The sequence below is a fragment of the Curtobacterium sp. TC1 genome, assembly GCF_019844075.1.
In the GTDB taxonomy this organism is placed as follows: Bacteria; Actinomycetota; Actinomycetes; order Actinomycetales; family Microbacteriaceae; genus Curtobacterium.
In genome coordinates this window covers 766,636-781,610 of the sequence record NZ_CP081964.1, presented here as the reverse complement: position 1 = coordinate 781,610, position 14,975 = coordinate 766,636, and the positions used below count along the sequence as shown (strand labels likewise).

Below are 14,975 nucleotides of genomic sequence, written 5' to 3'. Positions count from 1 at the left end.
GAACGTCGTGAACGGGGCGGACGCTAGGAGCGCTCTCGCTCGCGCATCTCGACGTAGTCACCGGCAGCGCACGCCGAGGTACCGCTGACCGTGTCGCCCCCGCCGAGGTCGGAGGACTGGAAACCGATGTTCGCCACGCCGTCCCCCTTGCCGTCGACACCGCTGTAGGACCCGTCGGCATCGGAGAACCGCTTCGTGTCGAGTCCGCGCTCGCCCCACAGCTTCTCGACCGTTCGGATCCCCTGCTCGACGTCGCCGCGATCGGCACGGGACTTGATGTACGTGTAGTTCACGCCCTCGCCGACGCCGCGCTCGTCCTCGCACGTGCCGAGCCGCGGCCCTTCCTCGACCTGCCACGTCCCGCCGAGCGCGTCGGTCGTGTCGTCGACGAGCTGCTGGATGCTGCGCTTCGCATCCGCCGGCTCCTGGGTCGGTTGGTTCTGCATCTGTCCTCCAGAACAGCCGGCGGTTGCGCCGACGATCGCGATCGTGGTCACGGTGACTGCGATCCACTGCTTCAGAGCGGTCATCGGTGTCGGTTCTCCGTCCGGTCGTCGGGTGTCCAGCATGTCACTCTGCCGGTGTCACTCGGTCGCCGTGCCCGGTCGTCGTCTTCGCCACGTTCCGCAGCGACTCGGTTCCCGGGTCGAGGTAGCCGTTGCCGCTCTCCGTGTGCACGCCGTGGTCCTTCACCGGTTCGAAGCCGTCGGTGCCGTCCGCGCCGAAGGTCTCCGCGCCGAAGCTGGAATTCGTCGGGTCGAGTCGGTAGGGCACGCTGAAGCCCCTACCGATGTACGCGTACTGGTCGCCCAGCCCGGGGATGCCGACCATCGTGTCCTGCGCCTGTCCCGCGTAGACGTGGTCGGCCTGGATGTCCTCCGCCGTCGGGATGGTCTGCGGGATGCCGGCGGAAGCGATCGACGTGAACGAGTCGACGTGGACGCCAGGTGCCGTGAGCCCGATCGACGCCGTCGTGGTGCCGTACGAGTGCGCCAGGACGTTGGTCCGGGGCATGTCGCCCGCACGAGCGGCGTCGAGCCCACGGATCGATGCCGCGAGCTTCGCCCCGCCGCTCTCGGCCGCGTCCTCGTTGAAGACGCCGAGGTCGGGCGGTGCCGGCGGTGCGTCGTAGCCCATCCAGGCGATCACCGCCCGGTTTCCCGGGCCGTCCACCTTGAACTGCTCGTCCGCGACGTTCTGCGCGGCCTGGACCCACCCCGTCATCGTCTTGGTACTGGATGCCATTCCGGGAACGGCCCAGGTGACGTTGGTCGCGGTGTCCAGGTCGCCGATCGAGACGGCGGCCAGGGGCGGGACGTCTCCCGTCAGGGAGATGAGGAACCGGTTCTCCCCCAAGCTGGCCCGGATGCTCTTCAGCGCTTCGCGCTCATCGGGATCGAGGTTCTTCCGTGCGAGTCGGTCGTCGAGGACCTCGTGGTTCGCGGTGTCCCGCGCCCAGTACGGGATCCCCTCGAGGTTCCCGAGCATGGCGAGCACCTCGAGCGGCAACGCCTGGAGGTCTGCCTCGTCGCCCTTCGTCAGGCCGAGACCCGCCCAGGTCGCCGCGACCTCGGCCGGCGTGGCCCCTGGTGTGAGCAGGGTCCGGAACGACGGGGGGATCGTCGCGGCCGCGGCGAAGTCGAGGACGGTGTTCGAGAGACCGTTGCTCCCGCCGGCGCGTTCGAACGCGGACGCGATCCGTTCGATCCAATCGGCATCGGAAGCGTTCTCCTGCAGGTACCGGTCGAACCCCGTGAGGAGCGTCGAACTGGACACCTCCGCCCAGGAACAGTCGGTCGTGAAGCCGGACCACGCCGTCCGCAGCTTCTCCGCATGCTCCGAGAACCCGCGATCCGAGGCGCGCGCCGACGCCACGAAGGTCCGGAGCCGCTCCGGGTCCGCCGAACTCCGGCCCATGCTCGACCCGCCGGCAGTTCGCGGGCGGTCCGACGCGGAGAACGACGCCGAGATCGGTGTGGGCCGGATCGGGACGTCCGAGGGCTTCGGGTCGAACATCGGTGTCGGTTTGACCTCGAAGATCCCCAGCGGTTCGTCGTCGGCCTGCTGTCGCGCGGTCTCGCGCCCCTGCCAGGCGTCGACGTCTGCCAGCCGTTCGCGCTCCCGCTGGGCCTCACCGATGACGACCTGCACCGCGTCGGCGAGTCGACCGAGCGCCCCGGCGAGGCGGACACGGTCACCGGCTTCGGCCACCGCGGCTTCGGCGAAGCGGTCCGCGTAGGCGCCGGAGAAGTCGGCTGCGGCATCCTCGGCGGCTGATCGACGGGCGGACGCTGCGAACAGCAACGTGATGTCCGCTGCCGTCGCCGCCGTGATCAGGCTGTTCGCCGCGCCTTCGTCGAACGGTATGGTCCCCAACATCGCCCCCGTGATGCTCGCGTCCGTCCGTCGACGGCCGAGGCTCCCCACCATACCCATCGACGACGAGGGGCGGACGTCACGGTCCCGGAACCCGCCGTCGTCAGACCGCCGCGACCTCGAACGACGCCCCCGGCAAGCGCTTCCGCATCACGTCGATCGCCGCCGGGTTGTCGTCCACCAGCACGTACCGTCGCCCGAGCGCCGACGCCACCGCGCCGGTCGTCCCGCTGCCGGCGAAGAAGTCGAGCACCCAGTCGCCCTCGCGCGACGACGCCTGCACGATCCGCCGCAGCACGCCCTCGGGCTTCTGCGTCGGGTAGCCCGTCTTCTCCTTGCCGGTCGGCGACACGATCGTGTGCCACCAGACGTCGGTGGGCAGCTTGCCGCGCTCCCGCTTCTCGGGCGTGACGAGCCCGGGTGCCATGTAGGGCTCGCGGTCGACCGCCGACGAGTCGAACCAGTACTGCGACGGGTCCTTCACGTAGACCAGGATCGTGTCGTGCTTGGTCGGCCACCGCGACTTGGACTTGGCGCCGTAGTCGTAGGCCCAGACGATCTCGTTGAGGAACGAGTCGCGGCCGAACAGCGCGTCGAGCAGGACCTTCGCGTAGTGCGACTCGCGGTAGTCGAGGTGCAGGTACAGGGTGCCGTCGGTGGTGAGGAGTCGCCAGGCCTCGAGCAGCCGTGGCTCGAGGAACGTCCAGTAGTCCTCGAACCGGTCGTCGAACCGCATCAGATCGCCGCGGACCCGCTCGTAGGTCCGTCCGTGGAACCCCATCACCGGCCCGTCGGCGCTCGGCACCGCTGACGAAGCATGCCGCCGCTGGTACCGCCCCGTGTTGAACGGCGGGTCGAGGTACACGACGGTGAACGACGCGTCGGCGAGCGCCGGGGTCACGTCGAGCGCGTCGCCGAGGACGACGCGGTCCGGGCCTCGGTCGTCTCCCGTGTGCACGGGACCATTGTGGCGCAGCCAGCGCAGCCAGCGCAGCCAGCGCAGCCAGCGCAGCCAGCGGCGACTCGGCCTCGCGGCGTAGCCTCGGCGCATGGCAGCACCCGAGGTCCGCAACGACACCGACGAACAGCAGTACTCCCTGGTCGAGGACGGCGAGGTCATCGGCCTCGCCGCGTACGAGATCGACGGCGACGAGATCCGCTTCGTGCACACCGAGGTCGATCCCGAGCACCGCGGTGGCGGGCACGCGTCGATCCTCGTGCAGCACGCGCTCGACGATGTGCGCGCGAACTCGTCACGACGGGTCGTCGCGCAGTGCAGCTACGTGCACGCCTGGATCGAGCGGCACCCGGACTACCAGGAGCTCACCACCCGCTGACGCACGGCGAGCGACCGTCGACCGGTCAGTACGACCGGTCGTGCGTTCCGAGTCGCGCTTCGTGCCGGCCGGCGCTCCGCACCGTCGGCACCTTGATCAGCACGCTGCCGCTGAGCAGGTCGTGATCGTCGTCCGCCGGTGACGGTGCCTCCTTCGGGAGGCGCGACTGCCGTTCGTACTCGGCTTGCGTCTCGTGGCGGGTCGGCGCGAACACCTCGTCCAGCATCCCGCCGACGCCTCCGGATCCGCCGCTGCGCGTGGACTTGTTCGACAGGTCGATCCACCCCACGCGATCGGCGATCCACACCACGACGGCCACGGCGGCCACCGCCCCCAGGAAGATCAACCAGTTCACGCGAGCGACGCTACGTGGACGATCCGGCCACGACATCAGCCGCGCGGGGGATTCTCATGATCCGCACGTGTGGTTCATGAGGTCGAGGCGCACACTCGACAGCAGCGGCGGCCGGGACGTCCCCCCTCAGCTCCGGCCGCCGCGCCACCGTCGATCGGAACGGGCTCACGGCACCCGCTCGAGCCACTCCTTCGTCGCGAACTTCGTCCGCACCAGCTCCTGCGCCTTCTCGCGCTCGGCGTCGGTCACCGCGCCGGGAGTCGCCCCGTACAGCTTCGTGAACGTGCCGACCAGCCGGTCGATGATCTCGGCGCGGGACAGCCCGGTCTGCGAGCGCAGCGGGTCCACCCGCTTCGCGGCCGACGTCGTCCCCTTGTCGCTCATCTTCTCGCGCCCGATCCGCAGGACCTGGACCATCTTCTCGCCGTCCATGTCGTAGCTCATGGTGGCGTGGTGGAGCAGGGAACCGGTGCCGAGGCGCTTCTGCGCGGCGCCGCCGATCTTGCCCTTGGCCGAGGTGATGTCGTTGAGCGGCTGGTAGTACGCGTCGATGCCGAGGGACTTCAGCGCCTCGATCACCCACTCGTCCAGGTAGGCGTAGGAGTCCGCGAACGTCATGCCCTGCACCAGGTCGGCGGGGACGTAGAGCGAGTACGAGATGATCGCGCCGGCGTCCATGAACATCGCGCCACCGCCGGAGATCCGCCGGACGACCTCGACGCCGTACTTCTCGGCACCGGCCGGGTCGACCTCGTTCTTCAGCGACTGGAACGACCCGATGACGACCGCGGGCTGGTCCCACTCCCAGATGCGCAGGGTCGGACCGCGGCGACCGGCGCCGACCTCTTCGGTCAGCACCTGGTCGAGCGCGAGGTGCTCGTTCGGGCTGATCGGACCCTCGTGGATGATCTGCCAGTCGTAGTCGCGCCAGGTCGAGGCACGGGACAGCGCGCGGCGGACGGCGACCCCGACCGACTCGGGGGTGAAGCCGAGCAGCACGGCGTCAGCAGGGAGCGCGGCACGGACGGCCGCGGCGATGCCGGCGGCGTCGGTCGTCGCGGGCAGTCCGTTGACGGCCGTGTCGATGAGCGGCAGCGCGTCGTCGGGTTCGAGGAAGAAGTCGCCGGCGAGCCGGAACTCCCGGATGTCTCCGTCGACCACGTCGAGGTCGACGACGACCAGTTTTCCGCCTGGGACCTTGTACTCACCGTGCACGCGTCGAGCCTACGCCCGCGCGGGCAGGTCCTTCTCGAGGTACTCGGACGCCTCGAGCGCGACTCCGATCCGCAGCACGCCCCGGTCGGTGGCCAGCGCCTCGGCCGCCGCGATGAGGCGGGTCCCGACGCCCTGACCTCTCCGGTCCGCGTCGACGCGGAGGTTCCGGAGCTCGGGCCGGGCATCAGCGGTCACCTCGCCCGAGCCGACTGGCACCCCCTCGATCCACGCGACCAGGACGGTCTGCTCGCCGCGCGTCTGGGCCGCGAACGCGGGGCGTACATACTGCCTGCCCGCGGGCTCGCGCCGCTCGACTGCCTCGACCGATGCCAGGTCGAGGACCGCGACGGTCACCTCGTCCACGTCACTCCGGTCGTCATCCGCATCCGTGTGCCGGACGGGAGGCCCGTGGCGGGCCCGCCACGGGCCTCCCGTCCGCACCGTCGCCCGCCCACACCGCGCCCCGTCAGTGCTCTCGTCGTCGCCTCAACGACGCGCCGTCACCCGGTCCAGCCACGCGACCAGGTCGGCCACGACCTCGTCGCGGTTCGTCTCGTTGTAGACCTCGTGCCGCGCGCCCTCGTACACCTGGACCGTGACGTCGGACAGCCGTCCGCGCCGCCGGTAGGCCTGCGCCAGCCGCTCGACCGATCGCGGCCCACCGAGGGCGTCGTCGGAGCCGACCTGCAGCAGCATCGGCAGGTCGTGCGGGATCCCCCGACGCGGCACCCCGAGCAGCCGGAGTGTGTCGGACAGGCCGAACAGCCCGATGACGTCGGCCTCGACGGCGAGCGGGTCGACGGACATCGCATCGATGATCTTCCGGTCGCGGGTGAGCCACTCGTACTTGGTCGGCCCGGAGCCCGCGTGCCGCGCGTTGAGGTCGCCGCTGTTCATCCACCCGGGCAGCCGGTAGGCGGTGGCGGAGAGCACGACCCCGTCGTACGACTCCGACGCGGTGTTCACGATCCGCTGCGCCATGAGGGAGCCCCACGAGTGCCCGAGCAGCACCAACGGCACGCCGGGGGTGTCGGCACGGGCGGCCTCCCCCATCTGCTCGACGGCAGCGATCGCGGCGCGCAGTCCGCCGGGTCCGAGCCGTCCGAGCTTGGCGTGGTCGCCGTCCCACTGGCCGAGGCCGGTTCGCCCGTGCCCGCGGTGGTCGTTCGCGTGCACGGTGTACCCGGCGCGGACGAGGTCCTGTGCCAACGGCTCGTACCGCAACCCGTGCTCGCCGACGCCGTGCGCGATCTGCACGATGCCCTTGGGGCGCGCCGCTCGCCAGGTCGAGTAGACGATCTCGACGCCGTGGGCGTCGGTGAACGAGGCGTCGCCTCGCGCTGCGGAGAAGGTGGGCACGTGAACATCCTCGCAGACAGGCACGCCCACGGACCTGTTCATCCGGCGTTCACGCAGGGGCTTCGGGGCGGGCCTATCGTCCCCGGCATGGACGTCCTCGTCATCGTCGTGCTCGTGATCGTGGTGGCCCTCGTGTTCGACTTCACGAACGGGTTCCACGACACCGCCAACGCCATGGCCACGTCGGTCGCCACGGGGGCGCTCAAGCCCCGGACCGCCGTGCTCATCTCCGCCGTCCTCAACGTGGTCGGCGCGTTCCTCTCCACCGAGGTCGCCAAGACCGTCTCGCAGGGCATCATCCGCGAGGGCCAGGACGGCGTCCACATCTCCCCCACGATGATCTTCGCCGGGCTGGTGGGCGCAGTCCTCTGGAACCTCGCCACCTGGTACCTCGGGCTGCCGTCGTCGTCGACGCACGCGCTGTTCGGCGGGCTGATCGGCGCATCGATCATCGGCGCCGGGCTGAACTCGGTCGACTGGGCGACGGTGGTGTCGAAGGTCGTGCTGCCGGCACTGGTCTCCCCCGTGATCGCCGGGGTGATCGCACTGGTGGCGACGTACTTGGCGTACACGCTCACCAAGAACGCGACGACGCACGGTGCGGCGACGGGGTTCCGGCACGGGCAGACCGTCTCGGCGTCGCTGGTGTCGCTGGCGCACGGCACGAACGACGCGCAGAAGACGATGGGTGTGATCACGCTGACGCTCATCGCCGCGAACTACCAGGACGGCGGCACCGGCCCGGCGCTCTGGGTGATCCTCGCCTGCGGACTCGCGATCGGCCTCGGCACCTACATGGGTGGCTGGCGCATCATGCAGACCGTCGGCAAGAAGATCTCCGACGTGCAGTCGCCGCAGGGCTTCGCCGCCGAGACGAGCTCGGCGGCGACGATCCTCATCTCGTCGCACCTCGGCTTCGCCCTGTCGACGACGCACGTCACCAGCGGGTCGGTGATCGGGTCCGGGCTCGGCAAGAAGCTCGCCGACGTGCACTGGTCGGTCGTCGGCCGCATCGTCGTCGCGTGGGTGATCACGCTGCCGGCGGCCGCGGTGGTCGGCGGGTTGGCGACCTGGCTCGCCTCGACCTCGGTGATCGGCCTCGTGCTGGTGGCGGTGCTCGCCCTGGCCGGCGGGCTGACCTTCTACGCCCTCGCCAAGCGCAAGCCGATCTCGCACGACGACGTCGCCGCCGGATCGACCGAACCCACCGACCAAGCCGAGCCGCAGCCGGCCGGCGCGCAGAACTGAGGGGAACGACCATGGAGATCGACTTCACGAGCATCGGCACGGTCGCGGGCGTCGGCTTCGTCGCCGCGGTGGGCATCGTGCTCGTCTACACCCTCGGCCTGCGGCTGCTCGGCACGGGGCAGCCCCTCGACACCGGCGGCGAGCGCACGCAGTACGCCGAGGAGACCCCGCGCTCCGGGCACACGCCGCCGGCAGCACTGGCGGGTGCCGTGCTGTGCTTCGCGGTCTGTGTCGCCGCCGTGCTCGCCGGCATCTGGCTCACGATCCCCCAGTTCCACTAGCGCGTTCCTTCCCATCACACCCGCGGTGGGAAGCGGAAACGGGCGTACCTGGTCGAAACTTCCGACCAGGTACGCCCGTTTCGACCAGGTACGCCCGACCCGTCAGTGCGCGGAGTACCCGCCGTCGACCAGGTGGTAGCTGCCCGTGATGAACGAGGCCTTGTCGCTCAGCAGGAACAGCACGAGCGCGGCGACCTCCTTGTCGGTGCCGAGGCGCTTCGTGGCGTGCTCCTCCTCCAGCGCCGAGATGGCCTCGGGCGTCATGGCGTTGCGGAGCAGCGGGGTGTCGATGAAGCCCGGGCCGACGGCGTTGGTGCGGACGCCCTGCGCCGAGTACTCGAGCGCGGCGACCTTGGTGAGGCCGGCGAGCGCGTGCTTCGATGCGACGTACGCGGCGTTCTGCGCGATGCCGACCGTGCCGAGCACCGACGCCATGTTCACGATCGCACCACCGCCGGCGGCGACCATCGCGGGCAGTTCGTAGCGGAGGCCGTAGAAGACGCCGTCGAGGTCGACCGCGCGGACACGGTCCCAGGCGGCGATGTCGTACTCACCGATCTTCTGCGGGGCGGCGCCGATGCCGGCGTTGTTCACGGCGAGGTGCAGCGCGCCGTGGGTGTCGACGGCGTACTGGACCATGCGCTCGTTGTCGGAGGCGACGGCGGAGTTGGCCTCGAACGCGCTGGCGGTCCCGCCGGCCTCCGTGATCTCGGCGGCGACGCGGTCAGCAGCGTCCTTCTTGATGTCGGTGACGACGACCGTGGCGCCCGCCGCGGCGAGCTCCTTCGCGACGGACTCGCCGATGCCGCTGCCACCACCGGTGACGATGGCGACCTTGCCCTCGAACTCGGACATGATTCCTTCTCTCTGAACAACATCTGTTGTCCAGATCCACGGTACACCCGAAAACCAGTTCGTTCACTGAACTAATGAGCTAGGCTAACGACCCGTGACCGACGCCACCGACCTCCGCATCGCCGTGAACCGGCTGTCCCGGACGCTGCGCGCGCAGAAGGCCGACACGACCGTCACCGATGCCCAGTTCGCGGCGCTTGCCCGGCTGCACCGGGACGGCGCGATGACCCTGGCCGACCTGAGCCGCCAGGACGGCGTCACCCCGCCCTCGATGACGAAGACCATCGCGGTCCTGGTCGAGCGCGGCCTCGTCTCGAAGGGCGGCCACGACGACGACCGCCGCAAGGTCGTCCTCTGCGCCACCCCCGCCGGAGCCGCGTTCGTCGAGGAGACCCGTCGGCGCCGGGACGACTGGCTCACCCCACGACTGGCCGCACTCACCCCCGTCGAGCGCGCCACCCTCGCCGACGCCACCGAGATCATGAGGAGGCTGGCCCAGCAGTGACCGCCATGTTCCGCTCCCTCGCCGGACGCAACTACCGCATCTGGTTCGCCGGTGCCCTGGTGTCGAACGTCGGCACCTGGATGCAGCGCACCGCCCAGGACTGGATCGTCCTGACCCAGCTCTCCGACAACGACGCCGTCGCGGTGGGCATCACGATGGCGTTGCAGTTCGGCCCGCAGCTGCTACTCCTCCCCCTGACCGGCCTCGCCGCCGACCGCTTCGACCGCCGCAAGATGCTCATGCTCACGCAGGCGCTGATGGGCCTGTTGGGGCTCGGACTCGGCGTCATGGTCCTCACGCACACCGCGACGCTGCTCGCGTTGTACGGCTTCGCGCTCGCGCTCGGCATCGTCGCCGCGTTCGACACCCCGATCCGCCAGGCATTCGTCTCCGACGTGGTGCAGGGCGAGAACGTCGCCAACGCGGTGGCGCTCAACTCCGCCTCGTTCAACGCCGCGCGCCTGATCGGTCCCGCGGTCGCCGGCGTGCTCATCGCCGCCATCGGGTCGGGGTGGGTGTTCGTCATCAACGCCGGATCGTTCCTGGCGGTCCTCATCGCCCTGCGGTTCGTCGACCCCGCACAGCTGGCCGAGCGCGTGCACGCCGGCCGCGGCAAGGGGCAGATCGTCGCCGGCTTCCGGTACGTGCGGACCCGGCCGGACATCATCGTCGTGCTCTGCATGATCTTCGTGGTCGGCACGTTCGGCGTGAACTTCCCGATCTTCACCTCGACGATGGCCCGCGTCGAGTTCCACCAGGGCGCCGGCGAGTTCGGTCTGCTCAACTCGGTGATGGCGATCGGGTCGGTGTTCGGCGCCCTGATGTCCGCCCGCCGGGACAAGCCGCGGATGCGCACCCTGGTCCTCGCCGCCGGCGGCTTCGGCCTCGCCTGCACCGCCGCCGCCCTCGCACCCACGTACTGGACCTTCGCGTTCGTCCTGGTCTTCGTCGGACTCGCGGCACTGACCTTCATGACCACCGCGAACGCCCTGGTCCAGACCACCACGACACCCGCGATGCGCGGCCGCGTGATGGCGCTCTACATGGCGATCTTCGCCGGCGGAACCCCGATCGGCGCCCCGATCGTCGGCGCCATCGCCGATGCGTGGGGTCCTCGCTGGGCCATCGCGGTCGGGGCGGCGTCCGGCTTCGTCGCACTCGCCATCGCGATCGTCTGGCTCGTCCGGTTCCAGCGCCTGCGACTCCGGTACGACGCTGACACCCGCCTGCACCTCGCGGTCACGCACGCGATCCCGGTGGCGGACACACGCGCCTCGCGCGCGGCGCTCCGCCAGGAGCTCGAACGCGAAGAGGCGGTCGCCGACCGCTCCAGCGCCGTCTGACGCTCTCGCGGGGCGGACGGGAGGCACGGGTCGACGCCGCCACGGCCCTCCCGTCCGTCGCCGGTGCCGGCCATGGCCGCGATCAGTGCGCGGGTTGGGTCACCGCGAAGACGCGCTCGTCGAGCACCGCGGCGACGCGGTCCGCGGCAGCCGCGAGTCGGTGGCCGGCGTCGCCCACGACGCCGAGGACCGAGTCCGCCGGGACGGCCTCGAGCCGGTCGCGGGCGGCGGAGAACGCCGCGACCTCGTCGGCCACGCAGGACGGTGCCACGTCGGCCAGGCACTCGGCGGCCCGTCGGACCGTGAAGCGGAGCGACCGCGGACTGTGCTCGTCCAGCAGCAGGAACGCCGCGGCGTCGTCCGGTACCGGGTGGTGGTCCCGGCCACGCAGGAAGGCCTCGCCCGCGCCGCACGCCCGGAGCGCCGCCGTCCACGAGGTGACCGAGTCCGGTTCGAGCAGCCCCGACGCGAGCAGCCTGGCGGTCGAGGCGACCCGGGTCAGGGAGCGGCCGAGGGTGAAGAACTCCCAGACCTCGTCGCGACTGGCATCCCCCTCGACCACGCCGATGGCGAGGGCGCTGCGTTCCCGTGCCCAACCGAGGAACTCGTGCGCCCGGCCCGGAGCGATCTTGCGCGGCATGCGCGAACGGGTCACGTCGAGGCAGTCCCAGAGCTCGCTCGAGACGACCTCGCGAGCCCGACGGGCGTGGTCACGCGCGACGGCGACCGCGGCGGCGATGGACGCCGGCTCGTGCCGGTCCAGCGCCAGTGCGTCGATCGTCGCGGCCCGGTCGGTGTCGTTCGCCGGCCCGGCGGTGCCCACGACCGCGCGGAGATCGGCAGCGACGGCCCGGTCCTCCTCGACGGTGGCGGGTTCGCGGCGTGCGACGTAGACGTCGAGCAGGCGGGCGACCACGTCGGTGCGCTCGACCGCGCTCCCCACGTGGAAGACGTTCCCCGCGAGTCGGCTCAGCACGGCTGCTCCTGCATCCCCAGAACCTAACGAGCGGGCGTTGCGGGAGTGTTTCGGAACCGCGTCACGGGTGTTGCGGTGTCCGATGTCCGCGCCCGCACCGGGGTCTCGGCTGCGATCACGGCCTCTCGCTAGACAATCTAACTAGAGCGTCTAGCATTGCAGGATGACGTCCGAGGTCCTGACCAGCACCGCGGGGTTCTGGTACGAGGACTCCCCGGTCACCGCCGTCGACGTCCTGAACGCCCTGCGTCGGTACCGCACCGCCGAGAGCGCCGCGCAGCGTCGTGCCCGCGAGGCCCTGGGCATCGGCGAGAACGCACTGCTCGCGCTGCGGATCCTCATCGACGCCGAGCAAGACGGCCGGACCGTCAACGCCAAGGACCTGGCCGAACGGCTCGAGATCACGGCGGCATCGACCTCGGCACTCGTCGACCGACTCGTCCGGAGCGGTCACGTCGAGCGACACCAGGACCCGATCGACCGCCGCGGCGTGATCCTCACCGCGACGGGGACCTCGATGCGCCACGCCCTGCGGGTCATCGAGGAGCTCGACGCCCGCGCGCTCGAGGTGACCGAGCACCTGCCGACCGACGAGATGGCGGTGGTGGTGGACTTCCTCGACGAGATGGTCCGCGTGGTCGACGACGTCGACGCCGGGGGCCGCACGGCTCGTCGCGCGTAGCCTGCTGCCCATGGACCCTCGCGGCACGCACGACCCCGAGGACGACATGCCGTTCGCCGAACTCGACTCCCGGGCCCGCGCCGACGCCGCACTCCGGCGCATCCAGAGCGGGGCCGATCCGACGCGTGAGGCCTTCGACGTGGCGAACACCATGAACGACGAGGCCGTCGGCCGGCTCACGAAGCGGCTCCGCCGGCTCTTCCGCCGCGACTGACGCGGCGTCAGAAGGCGGTGCCGACCGCCGCGATGTCGTCGCCGCCGTGGCCGGCCGCACTGGCGTCGGCGTAGACGCGCCCCAGGGCGTCGAGGAGCGTCGTGGACACCCCGTTCGCCCGCGCGGCATCGGCGATGAGCCCGATGTCCTTCCGCAGACCGTCGAGTGCGAACTGCGCCGGGAACTCCCCCGCGATGATCGACGCACCCTTGGTGTGCGCGTAGGCCGAGTCGCTCGCGCTGCCGTCGATCGCGTCGAGGAACAGCTGCGGGTCGAGCCCGAGCGCCGCTGCGAGGGCGAGCGACTGCCCCGTGGCCGCGGTGATGGACGCGATCCAGGCGTTGGCCGCGAGCTTGAGCGCGGTCCCGTCGCCGACCCGCTCGCCGGCGCGGACGGTCTTCGCACCCATCGCGTCGAGCACGGGGACGACGCGGTCGACGTCGGCAGCGGGGCCCGCCGCCAGCATGGTGAGCTTCCCCTGCTCCGCGGGTGCCTTGGTGCCGAGCATCATCGCCTCGACCAGGGTGATGCCGGACTCCGCGGCGAGCTGCACGACGGTGGCGGTACCGTCGACACCGATCGTGGACGCCTGCACCCACACGGCGTCGGTCGGCGCGTCACCGGCGGCCTGTTCGAGCACGTCGACCACGGCGTCGGTGTCGAAGAGGGTCAGGAGGACGACCTCGGCGTGCTCGACGGCGGCGCTCGGATCCGTGGCGACCGTCGCACCACGCTGACCGAGGGGAGCGGCCTTGTCGGCACTCCGGTTCCAGACCGTGACCTGGTGGCCCTCGCGCAGCAGCGACCCCGCCACGCCGGCACCCATCGCCCCGGTCCCCAACACCGTCACTCGCACGTGCGTCTCCGTCCTGCCGCGGCGCGCTGCCCCGGCGCCGCCGACGGTACGCGTCCGCGCTCAGAGCACCCCGCGCGCCTGCAGCCACACGGCAGGGTCGATCGGGACACCGCCGACGATGACCTCGAAGTGCAGGTGCGCACCCGTCGAGACACCCGTGTTGCCGACTGCGCCGATCGGCTGGCCGACCGCGATCGCCTGGCCGGGCTGCACGCCGATCGCCGACAGGTGCCCGTAGCGGGTCTGGACACCGTCAGCGTGCTGGAGCAGGACCTGGTTGCCGTACCCCCCGAGCGCGCCGGCCGAGATGACGGTTCCGGGCATCGTGGCGACGACGGTGGTCCCGATGGGCGCCGAGAAGTCGACCCCCTGGTGGTTCGTCGAGCAGGCCGCACACCCGGTCACCCACCGTGAGCCGAAGCCGCCGGCAGCCGGGACCGCGCCGACGGTGGGGCGGGCGACCCCGGCGGCTGCCCCGACGGACGCGGCTCGGACCTGCGCGGCGGCGACCTGGCCGACCGAGAAGCCGTCGCGGTCGACGGAGAGCTGGGCGGACCCGTCCGCGACGAACTGCTGCACCGCGGTCGCCGGGGCCCGCGCCGCCGGCTCCGATGCGATCGCGGTCTGCGGGGAGCCGACGGCGACGAAGAGACACGTCACCGCGGCGGTGGCGGTCGCCGGCAGGGTGTGTCGGATCGAACTGCGGAAGAAGGAGGTGGAAGCCGGGGCGACGGGAGGGGACACCGTCACCCCGGCGGCTCTGGGGGAGTCCGGGCGTGGGTCGTGTCGAGCACGGCGGCGCACGGCCGGTTCGGATCGGCGGGTGGTGGAGCGGTTCGCGGCCCGCCGGTCGGCACCGCGCGGGCGCAGCGGGAGGCCGTCGGGGGACGTCGTCATCGCTCGGGGACCGCCCGGCTCAGACGCGGACGACGCCGTCGCGGGCGATCCGGTCGAGTTCGGTCGCGACGGCGTCGACGACCGCTCGGGTGATGGCATCGGCGACCGTCTCGACCAGGACGAGCTGCTCGGGGTGCACGCGGAGCTCGGTGACCACGGACGGGGTGACACGGACGGTGATGTCGTCGATCGCGGCGACGAGGGCCGCTGGCACGAGGGTCGAGTCACCGGCGCGGACGGGCGCGGTCATGGGCGAGGTCGGCGCAGGGGCCAGAGCTGCTCGTGCCGCGGCCGGAGTCGGGGCCTGGGCAGGGGCGGGCGACTCGGGCTGGTCGTGCCGCTGGGCGATGGAGTCGAAGAGCGGGGTGGAGGACATGCTGCTGACCGTCCGATCTGAGTCGTGGGTTGCGGGCCGTTGTCGGGCGACCCGCCGGGGAACCGTGCCGTGCGGCACGTCCTTCATTCAACCATTGATA

19 protein-coding genes are annotated in these 14,975 nt (G+C 71.3%); 7 read left to right on the top strand and 12 right to left on the bottom strand.

Annotated elements, in window-relative coordinates; genetic code table 11:
• Window positions 1-23 precede the first annotated feature (23 nt).
• From KZI27_RS04885 to KZI27_RS04875, 3 genes are all read right to left on the bottom strand, one after another.
• Entirely contained in the window at window positions 24-530 is a 507-nt protein-coding gene (locus tag KZI27_RS04885; RefSeq protein ID WP_132099460.1) for a hypothetical protein, read from the bottom strand.
• A gap of 40 nt (window positions 531-570) precedes the next feature.
• Window positions 571-2,379: an alpha/beta hydrolase gene (locus tag KZI27_RS04880; protein WP_222659574.1), complete on the bottom strand. Its 1,809-nt coding sequence runs from the start codon at window positions 2,377-2,379 to the stop codon at window positions 571-573.
• Between the two features lie 100 nt (window positions 2,380-2,479).
• Window positions 2,480-3,334: a DNA-methyltransferase gene (locus KZI27_RS04875; RefSeq protein ID WP_261784096.1), complete on the bottom strand. Its 855-nt coding sequence runs from the start codon at window positions 3,332-3,334 to the stop codon at window positions 2,480-2,482.
• 91 nt (window positions 3,335-3,425) lie between these two features.
• Between KZI27_RS04875 and KZI27_RS04870 the strand changes: the two genes are divergently transcribed.
• The gene (locus tag KZI27_RS04870) at window positions 3,426-3,713 is read left to right on the top strand and encodes a GNAT family N-acetyltransferase (RefSeq protein WP_222659571.1); all 288 of its coding nucleotides are present in this window, start codon (window positions 3,426-3,428) and stop codon (window positions 3,711-3,713) included.
• A 25-nt stretch (window positions 3,714-3,738) separates the two neighbouring features.
• Here KZI27_RS04870 and KZI27_RS04865 read toward each other — a convergent pair whose 3' ends face one another.
• The 4 genes from KZI27_RS04865 to KZI27_RS04850 all read right to left on the bottom strand — a co-directional run bounded on the left by KZI27_RS04865 (window position 3,739) and on the right by KZI27_RS04850 (window position 6,642).
• Window positions 3,739-4,068 carry a hypothetical protein gene (locus tag KZI27_RS04865; RefSeq protein WP_222659569.1) on the bottom strand — a complete coding sequence of 110 codons (330 nt, stop codon included), beginning with the start codon at window positions 4,066-4,068 and terminating at the stop codon, window positions 3,739-3,741.
• A 165-nt stretch (window positions 4,069-4,233) separates the two neighbouring features.
• Window positions 4,234-5,283: a biotin/lipoate A/B protein ligase family protein gene (locus KZI27_RS04860; protein WP_222659567.1), complete on the bottom strand. Its 1,050-nt coding sequence runs from the start codon at window positions 5,281-5,283 to the stop codon at window positions 4,234-4,236.
• A 9-nt stretch (window positions 5,284-5,292) separates the two neighbouring features.
• A complete protein-coding gene (locus tag KZI27_RS04855) occupies window positions 5,293-5,646 on the bottom strand; it encodes a GNAT family N-acetyltransferase (protein ID WP_222659565.1) in 354 nt (117 codons plus the stop codon).
• A 123-nt stretch (window positions 5,647-5,769) separates the two neighbouring features.
• On the bottom strand, window positions 5,770-6,642 hold the full coding sequence (locus KZI27_RS04850) for an alpha/beta hydrolase (RefSeq protein WP_222659563.1): 873 nt from the start codon (window positions 6,640-6,642) through the stop codon (window positions 5,770-5,772).
• Window positions 6,643-6,729: 87 nt separating this feature from the next.
• Between KZI27_RS04850 and KZI27_RS04845 the strand changes: the two genes are divergently transcribed.
• Together KZI27_RS04845 and KZI27_RS04840 are read left to right on the top strand one after the other, a co-directional pair.
• Entirely contained in the window at window positions 6,730-7,890 is a 1,161-nt protein-coding gene (locus KZI27_RS04845) for an inorganic phosphate transporter (protein WP_222659561.1), read from the top strand.
• Window positions 7,891-7,901: 11 nt separating this feature from the next.
• A complete protein-coding gene (locus KZI27_RS04840; RefSeq protein WP_222659560.1) occupies window positions 7,902-8,171 on the top strand; it encodes a hypothetical protein in 270 nt (89 codons plus the stop codon).
• Window positions 8,172-8,273: 102 nt separating this feature from the next.
• Here the strand turns inward: KZI27_RS04840 and KZI27_RS04835 are convergent, their stop codons facing one another.
• On the bottom strand, window positions 8,274-9,026 hold the full coding sequence (locus KZI27_RS04835; protein WP_222659558.1) for an SDR family NAD(P)-dependent oxidoreductase: 753 nt from the start codon (window positions 9,024-9,026) through the stop codon (window positions 8,274-8,276).
• Between the two features lie 94 nt (window positions 9,027-9,120).
• Here KZI27_RS04835 and KZI27_RS04830 point away from each other — a divergent pair, with 94 nt between their 5' ends.
• Together KZI27_RS04830 and KZI27_RS04825 are read left to right on the top strand one after the other, a co-directional pair.
• A complete protein-coding gene (locus tag KZI27_RS04830; protein ID WP_222659556.1) occupies window positions 9,121-9,531 on the top strand; it encodes a MarR family winged helix-turn-helix transcriptional regulator in 411 nt (136 codons plus the stop codon).
• The gene (locus KZI27_RS04825) at window positions 9,528-10,874 is read left to right on the top strand and encodes an MFS transporter (protein ID WP_410004018.1); all 1,347 of its coding nucleotides are present in this window, start codon (window positions 9,528-9,530) and stop codon (window positions 10,872-10,874) included. Before KZI27_RS04830 ends, KZI27_RS04825 begins: the two co-directional genes overlap by 4 nt.
• Window positions 10,875-10,956: 82 nt before the next feature.
• Here the strand turns inward: KZI27_RS04825 and KZI27_RS04820 are convergent, their stop codons facing one another.
• Window positions 10,957-11,850: an alpha-E domain-containing protein gene (locus KZI27_RS04820; RefSeq protein WP_222659554.1), complete on the bottom strand. Its 894-nt coding sequence runs from the start codon at window positions 11,848-11,850 to the stop codon at window positions 10,957-10,959.
• A 163-nt stretch (window positions 11,851-12,013) separates the two neighbouring features.
• Between KZI27_RS04820 and KZI27_RS04815 the strand changes: the two genes are divergently transcribed.
• The gene (locus tag KZI27_RS04815) at window positions 12,014-12,532 is read left to right on the top strand and encodes a MarR family winged helix-turn-helix transcriptional regulator (protein WP_222659552.1); all 519 of its coding nucleotides are present in this window, start codon (window positions 12,014-12,016) and stop codon (window positions 12,530-12,532) included.
• A 10-nt stretch (window positions 12,533-12,542) separates the two neighbouring features.
• Window positions 12,543-12,746 (top strand): hypothetical protein, encoded by a 204-nt coding sequence (locus KZI27_RS04810; protein WP_222659550.1) that lies wholly within the window; start codon window positions 12,543-12,545, stop codon window positions 12,744-12,746.
• 7 nt (window positions 12,747-12,753) lie between these two features.
• Here the strand turns inward: KZI27_RS04810 and KZI27_RS04805 are convergent, their stop codons facing one another.
• The 3 genes from KZI27_RS04805 to KZI27_RS04795 form a co-directional block, all read right to left on the bottom strand.
• On the bottom strand, window positions 12,754-13,596 hold the full coding sequence (locus KZI27_RS04805; RefSeq protein ID WP_222659549.1) for an NAD(P)-dependent oxidoreductase: 843 nt from the start codon (window positions 13,594-13,596) through the stop codon (window positions 12,754-12,756).
• Window positions 13,597-13,662: 66 nt separating this feature from the next.
• Entirely contained in the window at window positions 13,663-14,352 is a 690-nt protein-coding gene (locus KZI27_RS04800) for a M23 family metallopeptidase (protein WP_222659547.1), read from the bottom strand.
• Between the two features lie 166 nt (window positions 14,353-14,518).
• Window positions 14,519-14,875, bottom strand: coding sequence for a hypothetical protein (locus KZI27_RS04795; RefSeq protein WP_222659545.1), 357 nt, complete (start codon window positions 14,873-14,875; stop codon window positions 14,519-14,521).
• Window positions 14,876-14,975: the final 100 nt, after the last annotated feature.